Origin of the sequence: Pedobacter jeongneungensis (assembly GCF_039538295.1) — a bacterium.
GTDB lineage: Bacteria > Bacteroidota > Bacteroidia > Sphingobacteriales > Sphingobacteriaceae > Pedobacter > Pedobacter jeongneungensis.
Window position 1 is genome coordinate 319,526 of sequence record NZ_BAABBY010000005.1, and the last position, 13,632, is coordinate 333,157.

The window sequence follows — 13,632 nt, forward strand, 5'->3', positions numbered from 1 at the left end:
GTTATTGTTTGTTTATATTTGGTTACGTTGATGTAACAATTTTACAAACTAAAAACCGTTTGAAACCATTTTTAACTAAAAAAGTGTGCAAACGTTCCCAAAAACGTTGTTATAACGTTTATTAATCTTACTGATCCCATCCCCTTAAAGAGATATTTTTTGTAACTTGTACGCACTACGAAAATGAGATTTGAAACATCTACCATAAAGGATATTGCTAAAGCATTAGGACTGTCAACTTCAACAGTTTCAAGGGCTTTAAGAGACCGTTACGAAATTAGTGAGGAGACGAAAAAACTGGTTTTGGCCTATGCCGAAAAGGTTAATTATCGCGCCAATCCCATTGCCCGGAGCTTAAAAGAACGCCGTAGTTATTCTATTGGTATTATTGTGAGCGAAATTGCCAACAATTTTTTTTCGCAGGTAATAAACGGCATTGAATCAATTGCTTATGATCGTGATTACCACGTAATCATCTCTCAGAGTCATGAATCTTACAAACAGGAAAAACTGAATGTTGAGCACCTCGCCTCGCGCTCTATAGACGGTTTGTTGATTGCACTCTCATCTGAAACGCAGGATATCGATTATTTACGCAGCCTGTATGCCAAAGGTTTACCTATTGTTTTTTTTGACCGTGTACCCAAAGATTTTGAAACCCATAAGGTAATCGCCAATAATTTTAAAGGCTCTTTTGATGCAACCGAACACCTCATTTTATCAGGAAAAAGGACTATTGCACACTTAACCAATTCAGAAAACCTTTCGATAACGAAAGAAAGACTGGAAGGTTATAAAGCCGCCCTGGTTAAATACCATATCGAATTTAAACCCGAACTGGTTAAATATTGCCAGCATGGTGGCATGCACAGTGCAGAACTGGAGCAGGCCGTTAAAGAACTTTTACCCTTAAATCCCGATGGGATTTTTATTTCGAGCGATCGTTTAACCACCGGCTGCATTATGGCGCTTAAAAAAACCAATCCCGAGGTGGCCCATAAAATCGCCATTGCAGGTTTTACAAATTCTAACCTGGTCGAATTGTTTAATCCGTCATTAACTTCCGTTAAGCAGCCCGCTTTTGAAATGGGCCAGGTAGCTACCGAGTTATTAATTTCGATGATTGAAGCCAAAAGACCTATTACCGAATTCGAAACCAAAGTTTTAGATACGGAGCTGGTAAAGATGGCGAAGCGATAAGCGGTTTGTGTTTAGCGCTTAGCGAATGGCGATAGGCGTTTAACTTTACTCCCAACTCCAGTCCCTCAACTGCCAAATTTATCTTTCAACGCTTAACGCCAAGCGCTCTACTCCAAACTCCCATCTCTCAACTCCAAACTAATTATTACCTTTGCACCATGGTAGAAATCATATTAAAAAAGGGCAAAGAAAAAGCAGCATTGCAACGACATCCATGGGTATTTTCTGGCGCACTGGAAAAAGTTAAAGGAAGACCTGAAGATGGTGATGTGGTAAAAGTTTTTGCTTTTGATCATGAATTTCTGGCCTATGGTTATTTCAACAGCAATTCGCGGGTTGCGGTTCGTTTGTTGGAATGGGATGAAACACAAAACATTGATAATAACTGGTATCAAAACCGGTTAAAACAGGCCATTGCTTCACGCCAGTTTATTTTAAATGAAAATACCAATACCTGTAGACTGGTTTTTAGCGAGGCCGATTTCCTGCCGGGTTTAATTGTTGATCAATATGCAGATTTCCTTTCCCTGCAGATTTTAAGTTCCGGAATCGAAAAAGTGAAAGAACAGATCGTAGACATTTTAAGAACAGAATTAAAACCGAAAGGAATATTCGATAAAAGTGATGCCACTGCCCGTACCCACGAAGGTTTACCTGTTGAAAACGGTTTGCTTTGGGGCGAAAATCCACCTGAATTTTTAGAAGTAAAAGAAAACGGGATTATTTATCATATTAATATTGCTGAAGGACAGAAATCTGGTTTTTATTGCGATCAGCGTGATAACAGAAGTATTTTGGCAAGCTATACCAAAGGTAAAAAAGTGCTGGATTGCTTTAGTTACAGCGGTGGTTTCAGTTTAAACAGCCTGGCCAATGGAGCCGCTACTGTAACCAGTGTTGATAGTTCTAGTTTAGCGGTTGAAACCTTAAAACAAAATGTAGCTTTAAATAAATTCGATATAAATCAAGTAACAGCCATCCAATCAGACGTAAACAAACAATTACGTGCTTTTAAAGAATCAGGAGAACTATTTGATGTAATTGTACTCGATCCACCTAAATATGCACCCTCACGCTCTGCATTAGATCGTGCTGCAAGAGCTTATAAAGATTTAAACCGCCTGGGCATGTTATTGTTGGAAAAAGGTGGTTTATTAGCAACGTTCTCCTGCTCTGGAGCCGTGGATATCGAAACCTTTAAACAAATTATTGCCTGGGCAGCGCTCGATGCCGGTAAAGAAGTGCAGATCATCAAACAGTTCTGCCAGCCGGAAGATCATCCGGTTAGGATTTCTTTCCCGGAGGGAGAGTATTTGAAGGGGTTGTTACTGAGAATTTTGTAGCGACATGTCATCCTGAGCGTAGTCGAAGGATCTTTGTGTTTTGTGGCTCATCAGTTTATTTGTCATTCGTTTATTAGTTAGCACGTTACACAACCCACTTACCCTGGTCTGTGTCCTCACAGATCAGTATTCTATAATTTTAGCCCCGGATTCACAGATTAACACGGACTCAGTCTGTCATCCTGAGCGTAGTCGAAGGATCTTATAATAACGTCATTTCGAGCGGAGTGCAACGAAGTCGAGAAATCTGCTTCGAGATAGATCTCTTCCTGCCGTTACCCTGGTCTGTGTCCTCACAGATCAGTATTCTATAATTTTAGCCACGGATTCACAGATTAACACAGATTCAGTCTATCATCCTGAGCGTAGTCGAAGGATCTTTATAATAACGTCATTTCGAGCGGAGTGCAACGAAATCGAGAAATCTGCTTCGAGATAGATCTCTCCATTCCGCTATGCTCCAATCGAGATGACGATGCTTTTTTCGAAAAGTCTTTCAATCCTTGGTCTGTGTCTCCACAGACCAATAATCTTATAATTTTCAGGCCACAGATGCGCAGATTGACGCGGAATTTAACTCGATTTGTCCTCCTGAGCGTAGTAGAAGGATCTTTGTGCATTTGTGATTCATCAGTTCATTTGTCATTCGTTTATTGGTTAGCATGGTTCAGAAATCTGATGGCGTAGATTGATTCGTCATTGCGAGAAGGCTTTTTCAGCCGACGAATCAATCTTTCTGGCAAAGATCGCTAGCAGGAAAGATTGATTCGTCGTTCCACCTCGCAATGGCGCCAACTGAAAACTCATCTTTCTTGTTCAAAAAACTTCGCTACAGCCCCTCCGAATTTTCCGGCAGTTGCTCATACTCACCTTTCCAGGCATAAAAACCGAAAATCATCAATCCCAAACTGATTGGCAGAAAAATAAACAGGATAATTCCCCATTGTAAAATCGTATTGGTACGTTCGATATCAGTATGCGTTAAACCTACTTTATCAATCGCCTGTAAAAACAGAAAAGTCATGGTCAATGGTCCCAAAACCATCCAAACCAAACCTAAAATTTTCTTTAACGTATTCATCCTTTTTGTATTAATCGTTAATGTTTTCGTCTCTTTTATTCGATAAATAAATCGTTCCGATAATTAAACTAAGTGCCGCAATGCCTATCGGGTACCACAAACCTGATAACGGCGTAGAACCCGAAAAACTTGCAATTAAGGTCGCAATAAACGGAACAAGTCCACCAAAAAACACCGTTACCGATATGGTAGGGTAACGACATCGAAGTGTACCTGATCTTAGTTGGGAACAACTCTACCAGAAACGCCGCAATTGGTCCATAAACCATCGTTACCAATAAAATCTGGAAGAAAATTAAACCCACAAATTTCCAGAAAACTGGTGTAGCCAAAACTTTGTCTTTAATCACTTCTTTACCCAAAAGAATACCTCTTGTTGCAGAAACAGTATCTATCTGAACTTTATTAAATTCTGCTCCATTTTTGAGGAGTACTTTAACAGATGTTGTCCTTAAACTATCTGGCGAATCTGCAATTAAAACTGAGGTTATTGGTGCAGGGGTAGATGACAAAATATCCGTCTGTTCAATTTTTGTATAATCTGTATCATCCAAAAATATTTGATAAATAGGGCGGTAAAAAAGGATTCCCAGCAACATTCCGCTCAACATAATCCACTTTCTTCCTACTTTATCACTCCAGGCACCAAAAACCACAAAAAATGGTGTGGCAAAAGCAATTCCCCAGAGTAAAATATACCTCGAATCGTTAAAGTCCAGTTTGCAGGTATTCTCTAAAAACGATTGTGCATAAAACTGGCCAGTGTACCAGATTACGCCCTGGCCCATGGTAGCCCCAAAAAGTGCGAGCAGCACCATTTTAAAATTTGCCTTATTGTTAAAACTTTCTTTAAGCGGATTTTTAGAAACATTGCCTTCTGCTTTCAACTTCGAAAACATAGGCGATTCATGCATCTTCATGCGGATATAAATCGAAACCACCACCAATACAATTGATAGCAGAAAAGGAATCCGCCAGCCCCAGTCGCCAAACGTTTCGGCACCCAAAATATTCTTGGTAATGACGATAATTCCCAACGAAAGAAAAAGTCCTAAAGTAGCCGTAGTCTGGATCCAGCTGGTAAAAAATCCTCGTTTATTTTTCGGTGCATGTTCGGCTACATAAGTTGCTGCGCCACCATATTCGCCGCCCAAAGCCAGGCCCTGAATCAATCTCAATACCAATACCAGAATAGGCGCTGCATAACCAATGCTTTTATAAGAAGGAATTAAACCGATAAAAAATGTCGATCCGCCCATCAGTATCAGTGTGAGTAAAAAGGTATATTTCCGGCCGATTAAATCGCCTAATCTGCCAAAAACCAATGCACCAAAAGGGCGAACAATAAATCCGGCAGCAAATATGGCCAGGGTATTAATTAAGGCCGAAGCACCTGCATCTTCAGGAAAAAGCTGATGGCCAATGATAACAGCAAGGCTTCCGAAAATGTAAAAATCGTACCATTCTATCAGTGTGCCCAGTGATGATGCACCAATAACTTTAAAAATGTTGTTTTTGGGTAACGTTTCGCTCATAAGAAAAAGAATATTTGGTTCTCCAAGATAAACATTTGAATAACAATCGGCAACCTGTACTGTCTGTCAATTAATTTGTTACATTCTAAAACATTTCAGCTTTAGTTTTGTATTTTCAACCGTAACAATTGTTTCCAATCAAAATATATGCTTTTAATACAGAACATCCGGTTAAGCAGGATTTTAAGAAATACATGGCACGTTGATCTGATTATGATCGCTTCCTGTACGGCAGCGTATCTTGTGCGCGAATATTTAATTGCCCACCATTTCTCCATTCCATCCATTATTCCAACCGTTTTAGGTACAGCAATTGCTTTTTTTATCGGTTTTAACAATAATCAGGCTTACGATCGGTGGTGGGAAGCCCGGAAAGTATGGGGTGCATTGGTAAACGATTCCCGCTCTTATGCACGGGCTTTGATTAATTATGTTGATGAGGATGAAGAAAGTGTGAAACGCATGGTGTACAGGCATATCGCTTTTTTATATGCGCTAAAAGCTAATTTAAGAAACACGGTTGATGAAATTTATACCAAATATCTACCGGAAGCCGATTTAAATGAAATAAAAAAACACAATAATGCACACAATGCCCTGCTTAACATCCAATCGCGGGATTTGCAGAAGTTAGCAAAAGCAAATAAAATTGATGGTTTCCGTTTTATAGAAATTAATGAAATGCTTACCCGATTTTCAGATTCGATGGGAATGAGCGAAAGGATAAAAAATACGATATTTCCAACCACCTACACCTATTTAACTAAGGTATTTATCTGGTTGTTTGTGGTAACTTTTACCCTTGTAATTAGTCAGGATGCCGGACCTGCAGCCATATTTTTAGGCTGGCTGATTGGTTTCGTATTTGTTTCTACACAGATTAACGGGATGAGTCTGGTAAATCCTTTCGAAAACAATTCTGCAGGTGTACCGCTTAATCAAATCACCCGGACCATCGAAATTAACCTGTTACAAATGCTGGAAGAAGAAGAAATTCCAGAACCTGTTAAACCAATCAATGACGAATATATTCTTTAAATTTTAACAACTTTCTTGCTGACAAATCAAAAACTAAGCTAAGCATTTCAACTATTCTTTTGGATCTTAGCGAGACGCTAAGACCAGAGGATATTTTAATAGATTTTTCGTTATGGCGAGGCACGAAGCAATCTTACAACGATCGCTTGCCCAAACGCAATATTTAAGATGCCTTATCCAATGAAAATTAGCTTCATAATGTCCAGCAAAGATCATCCTTTCCAATGCTTCACAGATTCTTCACTGCGTTCAGAATGACAGAGTGGTATTTAACTTCTCTTCAAACAAAACCGACTTAGCTTTAAACTGAGGATCTGTAAATGAAATATTTGCTGTAGCATAAATAATCTTTCCATCCTTGCCTACCAGAACATTTGATGGAAAACCATGATTGATGTTCAACCTGCGGATTTCATCTTTACTCAAAGAAACAATTTCATATTGATAACCATTCCGTTTTTGAAAACGTTTGGCGCTTGCAGGAGCATCGTGGGTAATACCGATAAACCTCACGCCATTTTCGCCATATTTGGTTACCAGCCTGTTTAACTCAGGCATTTCGGCAATGCGGGGCGGACATTTTTCGAACCAGAAATTGATTACGGTTACCTGGTTTTTTAAATCAGCATTGCTGAAAGCTTTTTTGTTAATCGTTAATCCTTTAAAAGCCGGGAGTTCTTTTCCTGCTAAATCTTCGAAAAAGGTTTCCTGTGTAGCCCATTTAACCGGAGCATCTTGCGCCAGCACTTTTAGCGAAAAAACAGAAAGCAGGGTAATCAGTAAAAATTTCATCGGCGATAAATATAAAAAAAGTCCTGCCAATGCGGCAGGACTTTATAGTTTGTTTGGTTTTAAAATTCTTATTTAAAAGTAACCGACCCGTACTCGGTTTTAACAGATACGTTTGAAGCACCACCGCTGCCAATCTTACCCGAATATTTTTTAGTTTCATCATCTTTGCTTACCATGCTCGAGGTTACGTTCGAACCATATTTAAATCCGGCATAAGAGGTAGAAACATTAAAAGTACCATTATAACGGTCGGCAAAGCCAAGGCTTACGCTTACATATTCTCCACCAAAACTGAAGTTTCTGCAGGCGGCTGTAATTTCATTTACGCTCAAACGGTTGTAGTCCATGTTAATATTCGCATCGCCATTTAAGGTACCCAAAGTAACGTTAGAATATTCTGCATTTACTACTATTTTACCTGCTGAAGCGATATTTAAGTCGCCATAAGCCTGTTTGGCAACCGTATTGCCCCGCACCGTATTGATATTTACCTTGGCATATTCTGAATTTAAAAGCAGGTTACCGCCAATGGTGCCAATGGTTAGGCCCTTGCCATATTGCACCTTAATATCAGCCGATTTTCTGATGGTATTAATGTTTACCGCAACGTATTCTGCATCAAGTTCTAAGGTGCCAACAGCACCGATTGTTACCGGGCCATTGTATTCATGTTTCACCACGGCAGCATTTAAATCCTGAATATCACATTTACCATACTGCACATTAATGTAATTATTAGCGTTGCTTAAATTACCTGCAACCAGATTGCCATACTCAACTTTTAAAGATGTAGGACCGGCAAAATTGCCCATTTCTACACTGCCGTATTGTTGTAAAACTGTTAAAGGATTTATAGCCGGCATGTAAACCGTATAAATTACCTTAACTTCCCTCCTCCAGGTGGTTACCCCGTTTTTAACACCGCGGCCATAACGTCCGTTCCTGTCGCCCATATTGGTTTTAACAGAAACCACATCTCCGTTTTTAGAAGCGTCGATATTTACACCGTCGATCAATCTTTGTACATCACTATCCGAATTGCTGTAAGCTTTAATGTCTACATCTACTTTTACTTCCTTCCTGTCCCAGGTTTTAATGGTGATGGCTCCGTATTGGTTGTTTAAATTAATCTTATCATTATTATCTACACTAAAACTCTTGCTAAAAGATTTAGAACGTTCGGCGTCACTCCCTGTTTGGGTGCTTTTTGAGTAACTCACCATAGCCAGCGAAGTCGACTTATCGGAAGCTTCTGCAACTGCTTTTTCAGTTGGGTTATTCACCGCAATTTCTTGTGCATTGGTTTTTACGGCGATTAAAGCCATAAAGGCTAAAAATATTTTTATCGTTTTCATGTGTTTGTTAATTGTTAAACATTTAAAAGCTTAAAACCTGCCGGCTGGTAATAAGCAATGTAAATGTGGTGAGCGTTCTCCTCCTGGTATCAGGTAGTGTAAATCAGGTATCAAGACTGATTTCGGCTACTGTTTTAATTTATATCTGGTTAACCCTTTTATAATCGTCAACCTGGTTAATAATCAATAATTGTTGTTTTAATAACTGTAACTGTATTTCGCGGTTTTTAACCATGGCCTTTACCACAAAAGTTTGGTTGGGCGAGGTTGGCAGTTCTGCCTTTAACCTTTCGTAATCTTCATCAAGCTTTCTCAGGTCGGCAGTAAATTTTTTATATAATTCAGGGTTTGCCGAGGCGAAAATGGCCAAACTATCTCTTTTTTCAGTAATTAAGCCTGCAAAGTGGACTTCTTTTTTTGCATACGAAGCACTAACGTCGGCTATTTCTAAATCTTTGTTTTGTAACCTTCCGGCGTACAGCCAAACTAAACCGAAAACCACTACAATAGCTGCTGCTACACTCATCCATAAATACAGCTTTACCGGCTTTTTTTTCTTTTTAGCATCTAAACCCTGTTCAATCTTTGCCCAAAGATCGGCCGATGGCTCCATGATATCAAAAGCTTTACGGTTATCCTTTACAAAGGTTTCTAATCTGTTATTCATCTCTCATCCCTTTCTGTTCTAAAATACTTTTTAACTTCTTTTTTGCCCTCATGTACTGTGTACGACTGGTATTTTCACTTATTTTTAAAATGTGTGCAATCTCTTCATGGTCGTAACCTTCTAACAGGTACAAGCTCAGTACCACGCGGTAACCATCGGGTAACTGGGTAATGGCCTGTCTGATCTCTTCTGCCTGTAACTGCACTTCACTGTCGTCAAAACTATCTTCATCCGGCACTTCCGATATTTCTTCCGTACCTACAAATTCCATCTTGCGTTTACGCAGGTAATTGATGGATTTGTTGATCACAATCTGCTTGAGCCAAAGTCCGAAGGTGGTTTCCTGCCTAAAATCAACAATTCTGGTAAAAGCATCCAAAAATGCTTCCTGTAAAACATCCTCAGCCTCTTCCTCATAATTTAAAATGCGCAGCGCCACATTATACATGGCCTTGGCATACAGCTTGTACAATTCAAACTGTGCTGCGCGGCTGCCCTGCATGCATTTTTTTACGAGGTCCAGGTTTTTATCGATGTAAACGGCTTCCAAAATTTCGAATATTCTGATTATAAGACATAAGGGATTTTAAAACGTTGCATCAAGGTATAAAAAAAGTTTAAAATATGTTAATTCAGTATTAAGATTAAAATTTAATGTGCTGCGAGTTTCAGGAAAGGAATAAGATAAGCGCTTTGGTTTGTAAAAAATGTTTTATTATAAATTGGAAATGAGCAGTTCTGTGCTTTTGGCATTTTCAGTCCCGCTTTTTGGTACGAGTTCCGATGAAGGATCGGAAGCTCTTCCCGGCAATCGGGTTTAGATACAAAGTTTTATGCCTTGAAACGAACCTTTGTTAAATAAACCCGACAGGAGCAGGCATCCCGATTTTTCATCGGGATAAAGCGGATGGCGGGACTACAGTGCCTATGAAAGGCTGATCTTTCATTTCCTAAAAAAGAAAAAATATTAAGATTATTAGGAAATGGTTGGTTCTGTGCCTTTGGCCGTTGCAGTCCCGCTTTTTGGTACGAGTTCCGATGAAGGATCGGAAGCTCTTCCCGGCAATCGGGTTTAGATACAAAGTTTTATGCCTTGAAACGAACCTTTGTTAAATAAACCCGACAGGAGCAGGCATCCCGATTTTTCATCGGAATAAAGCGGATGGCGGGACTACAGCACCTATGAAATGCTATCCTTTCATTTCCATAATATGAAAAACATTTTATAACTATTCAAAAATTCACGATTTCAATTTTTTTGACATTTGTGGAAAATCAGCTTCCTCATCATCATAAATTTGAAAACCCTGCTACAAACCATTAACTTCATGCCATGGAAACCGATTTAATTATTTCTGCCATTAACGAGCTACACCAAAAAGCAAACCTGGCTTTAGAAAATAAAGATTTAACGGCTTACGCAGCCATGTTTGATGATGCTTTTAGTTTTGCCCCTTTCGAAAAATCAGCTATAAATAAACGTGATTATACCATCGATATAAAAAAACATTTCAACAATGCTAAAGAAATCCATACCAGTTATTACCGGATAAAATCAGCTATTGAAGATGATGTTTTTACTGAGAAAATTGCCCGAAAATCAATTATTTTAAAACCTAAGCTGCTGGTTTTTTCCAAAAAACAGACCATCCAGACGGAAGAAATTTACCATTGGAAAAATATTAAAGGGGAATGGAGGGTAATTGCGCTCGAAATTGTGTTAGAAGAAAAGTATTAGGCTAAATGTATAGCTCTTTCATTTTTTGACCTACATCAAAGGTTAGGCCTTTTAATACCTGCACTTTTGAGTATTAGAAAAAATATAAAATGAAAAAAGAATACTTTAGGTACATCAATACTTTATTTGTGGTAATACCCATGACATTAATTATGGCTTTTGTAGGTTTAATGCGCAATTACGGTTTTGGTGAAGACTGGATAATCAAATTTTTAAAAGCATGGAGCGTTATGCTGCCCGTAGCTTATTTTGCAGCATTTATCATTATTCCGAACGCCCGTAAGCTTGCTGAAAAAATTGCAGGTAAACCTTAAATTATTTATAAATATGTACAAACTGCTTCCGGATTATATTAAGGAAAAAATCACGATCAGCGATCCGGATCTGGAAACAGTATTGTCGTATTTTAAACCACAAAAGTTAAAAAAAAATGAAATCCTGGTTAATCCTGGCGAAAAACCACAAAGGATTTATTTTGTCGTAAGTGGCTGTTTGAGGATTTTTTTTCTTACCGAAGGCGGTGCTGAAGCCACCAGGCATTTTGCCTTCGAAAACCAGTTTGCAACCGCTTTGGTTAGTTTTATTACCGGCGAAATTTCTAAAGAATATGTTCAGGCTATAGAAGATACCGAGGTATATTTTATCTGGCAAAGCGATTTTTACGAATTGCTTAAAATTATTCCTCAATGGGAAAAACTCTACCGCCATTACCTGGAATATGCCTATGTAACCAATACCAACCGCTTAATGTCGTTTATTACGCTCGATGCAACCGAACGTTACCGCCAGTTGCTGGCGCAAAACCCAAACGTGGTGATGCGTATGCCGAACAAAATGGTGGCCTCTTATTTAAATATTTCTCAGGAAACGCTGAGCAGATTGAAATCAAAAGCATAAATTTAAGCAAGGCATTAAATAGTGTTACTTTTTCTTTGGGTTCTTCGTGCCTCCGCGGTCCACAAAGGCAAATCTTCTATTGCAAAATTTCCTTAAATCTTCTGCGCTGAACTTTAAAACAAAATCGGTATTTTTGCCGCTCAATTTAGATTATATATATGTTAAGAACAGTAACTTGTGGTGCATTAAACCTAAATAACTTAGGCGAAAGTGTTACGTTATGTGGTTGGGTACAAAAATCAAGAGATTTGGGCGGTATGACTTTTATCGATATCCGCGATCGTTATGGTATTACCCAGTTGGTTTTTAACATGGACGACAATAAAGCGCTTTGTGAAACTGCACGTACTTTAGGCCGTGAGTTTGTAATTAAAGCGGTTGGTACGGTTGTAGAAAGAAGCAACAAAAACCCAAAAATGTCAACAGGTGATGTTGAAATTAAAGTTTCAGCTCTGGAGATTTTAAATGCTGCAAAATTGCCTCCTTTCATGATCGATGATGAAACAGACGGTGGTGATGAGTTGCGTATGAAATACCGCTATCTGGATTTACGCCGTAACCCGGTTCGTAATAACCTGGTTTTGCGTCATAAAATGGCACAATCGGTTCGCCGTTATTTAGATGCTTTAGATTTTATTGAGGTAGAAACACCTGTATTGATCAAATCAACACCGGAGGGTGCCAGGGATTTTGTGGTGCCTAGCCGCATGAACGAAGGTGAGTTTTATGCTTTGCCTCAATCGCCGCAAACCTTTAAACAATTGTTAATGGTTTCGGGTTTCGACCGTTATTTCCAGATTGTAAAATGTTTCAGGGATGAAGATTTAAGGGCCGATCGTCAGCCCGAATTTACACAGATCGACTGCGAAATGTCGTTTATTGAGCAGGAAGATATCTTAAATACTTTTGAAGGTTTAATCCGTACCTTATTTAAAGAAGTGCGTAATTACGATTTACCGGAGGTTCCGCGTATGCAATACGCTGATGCGATGCGTTTATACGGTTCTGATAAACCCGATACCCGCTTTGCAATGCAGTTTGTAGAGCTCAACGATCTGGTAAAAGGAAAAGGTTTCCCTGTTTTCGATAATGCTGAACTGGTTGTGGGTATTAACGCTAAAGGCGCTGCAAGCTATACACGTAAGCAATTAGATGAACTGACTGATTTTATTAAACGTCCGCAAATTGGTGCTACCGGCCTGATTTATGCCCGTCATAACGAAGATGGAACCATTAAATCATCAGTAGATAAGTTCTTTAACGAAGAAGACCTGAAACAATGGAGTGAGGCTTTCGCAACCGAAAAAGGCGATTTATTGCTGATTTTAGCAGGTACTACTGATAAAGTTCGTAAACAATTAAACGAGCTTCGTTTAGAAATGGGTAACCGTTTGGGTTTACGTGATAAAAACGCTTTTTCTGCCCTGTGGGTACTTGATTTCCCGCTTTTAGAATGGGATGAAGAAACAGAACGTTACCATGCCATGCACCACCCGTTTACTTCGCCTAAGCCTGAAGATATTGCCTTGCTGGATACTAAACCTGGTGAAGTAAGGGCCAATGCTTACGATATGGTTATTAACGGAACCGAAGTTGGCGGCGGATCTATCCGTATCCACGACCGTACATTGCAGGCTTTAATGTTTAAACATTTAGGTTTCAGTGCAGAAGAAGCACAAAAACAATTTGGTTTCTTAATGGATGCTTTCGAATTTGGCGCACCTCCACACGGTGGTATTGCTTTTGGTTTCGATCGTTTAACTTCAATTTTCGCAGGTTTAGATTCAATCCGTGATGTAATCGCATTCCCTAAAAATAACTCAGGCAGGGATGTAATGATTGATAGTCCGAGTACTATTGATGAGAAGCAATTGAAAGAATTAAAAATTAAGACGGATCTATAGGTTTATTGGTCATTGGCCATTAGTTTATTGGTCATAATTGGGAGGCCAAGTATGCTCATTTCGTTATTAGTTATATAAAAAA

The 13,632-nt window shown here is 39.0% G+C and carries 12 protein-coding genes and 1 pseudogene; 7 read left to right on the forward strand and 6 right to left on the reverse strand.

What is annotated here, in order from left to right:
- Window positions 1–183 precede the first annotated feature (183 nt).
- Both ABD769_RS11635 and ABD769_RS11640 read left to right on the forward strand, forming a co-directional pair.
- Entirely contained in the window at window positions 184–1,200 is a 1,017-nt protein-coding gene (locus ABD769_RS11635) for a LacI family DNA-binding transcriptional regulator (protein WP_344851583.1), read from the forward strand.
- A gap of 158 nt (window positions 1,201–1,358) precedes the next feature.
- Entirely contained in the window at window positions 1,359–2,543 is a 1,185-nt protein-coding gene (locus tag ABD769_RS11640) for a class I SAM-dependent rRNA methyltransferase (RefSeq protein ID WP_344851584.1), read from the forward strand.
- 829 nt (window positions 2,544–3,372) lie between these two features.
- On the opposite strand, the gene ABD769_RS11645 is transcribed toward ABD769_RS11640, so the two are convergent.
- Both ABD769_RS11645 and ABD769_RS11650 read right to left on the reverse strand, forming a co-directional pair.
- Complete coding sequence (locus ABD769_RS11645) at window positions 3,373–3,624, reverse strand: DUF6814 family protein (RefSeq protein ID WP_344851585.1); 252 nt, start codon at window positions 3,622–3,624, stop codon at window positions 3,373–3,375.
- 10 nt (window positions 3,625–3,634) lie between these two features.
- Window positions 3,635–5,159: pseudogene (locus ABD769_RS11650) on the reverse strand (MFS transporter).
- Window positions 5,160–5,306: 147 nt separating this feature from the next.
- Here ABD769_RS11650 and ABD769_RS11655 point away from each other — a divergent pair.
- Complete coding sequence (locus tag ABD769_RS11655; RefSeq protein WP_344851587.1) at window positions 5,307–6,197, forward strand: bestrophin family protein; 891 nt, start codon at window positions 5,307–5,309, stop codon at window positions 6,195–6,197.
- A gap of 249 nt (window positions 6,198–6,446) precedes the next feature.
- Here ABD769_RS11655 and ABD769_RS11660 read toward each other — a convergent pair whose 3' ends face one another.
- From ABD769_RS11660 to ABD769_RS11675, 4 genes are all read right to left on the reverse strand, one after another.
- The gene (locus ABD769_RS11660) at window positions 6,447–6,989 is read right to left on the reverse strand and encodes a TlpA family protein disulfide reductase (protein WP_344851588.1); all 543 of its coding nucleotides are present in this window, start codon (window positions 6,987–6,989) and stop codon (window positions 6,447–6,449) included.
- A 68-nt stretch (window positions 6,990–7,057) separates the two neighbouring features.
- Window positions 7,058–8,344 (reverse strand): hypothetical protein, encoded by a 1,287-nt coding sequence (locus ABD769_RS11665; protein ID WP_344851589.1) that lies wholly within the window; start codon window positions 8,342–8,344, stop codon window positions 7,058–7,060.
- A 139-nt stretch (window positions 8,345–8,483) separates the two neighbouring features.
- Complete coding sequence (locus ABD769_RS11670; protein WP_344851590.1) at window positions 8,484–9,011, reverse strand: hypothetical protein; 528 nt, start codon at window positions 9,009–9,011, stop codon at window positions 8,484–8,486.
- On the reverse strand, window positions 9,004–9,561 hold the full coding sequence (locus ABD769_RS11675; RefSeq protein ID WP_344851591.1) for an RNA polymerase sigma factor: 558 nt from the start codon (window positions 9,559–9,561) through the stop codon (window positions 9,004–9,006). Before ABD769_RS11675 ends, ABD769_RS11670 begins: the two co-directional genes overlap by 8 nt.
- A 783-nt stretch (window positions 9,562–10,344) precedes the next feature.
- Here ABD769_RS11675 and ABD769_RS11680 point away from each other — a divergent pair.
- The 4 genes from ABD769_RS11680 to aspS all read left to right on the forward strand — a co-directional run bounded on the left by ABD769_RS11680 (window position 10,345) and on the right by aspS (window position 13,550).
- The gene (locus ABD769_RS11680; RefSeq protein WP_344851592.1) at window positions 10,345–10,749 is read left to right on the forward strand and encodes a hypothetical protein; all 405 of its coding nucleotides are present in this window, start codon (window positions 10,345–10,347) and stop codon (window positions 10,747–10,749) included.
- Between the two features lie 89 nt (window positions 10,750–10,838).
- On the forward strand, window positions 10,839–11,063 hold the full coding sequence (locus ABD769_RS11685; protein ID WP_344851593.1) for a DUF2798 domain-containing protein: 225 nt from the start codon (window positions 10,839–10,841) through the stop codon (window positions 11,061–11,063).
- Between the two features lie 13 nt (window positions 11,064–11,076).
- The gene (locus ABD769_RS11690; protein WP_344851594.1) at window positions 11,077–11,646 is read left to right on the forward strand and encodes a Crp/Fnr family transcriptional regulator; all 570 of its coding nucleotides are present in this window, start codon (window positions 11,077–11,079) and stop codon (window positions 11,644–11,646) included.
- 158 nt (window positions 11,647–11,804) lie between these two features.
- A complete protein-coding gene (gene aspS / locus ABD769_RS11695; protein WP_344851595.1) occupies window positions 11,805–13,550 on the forward strand; it encodes an aspartate--tRNA ligase in 1,746 nt (581 codons plus the stop codon).
- Window positions 13,551–13,632 lie beyond the last annotated feature (82 nt).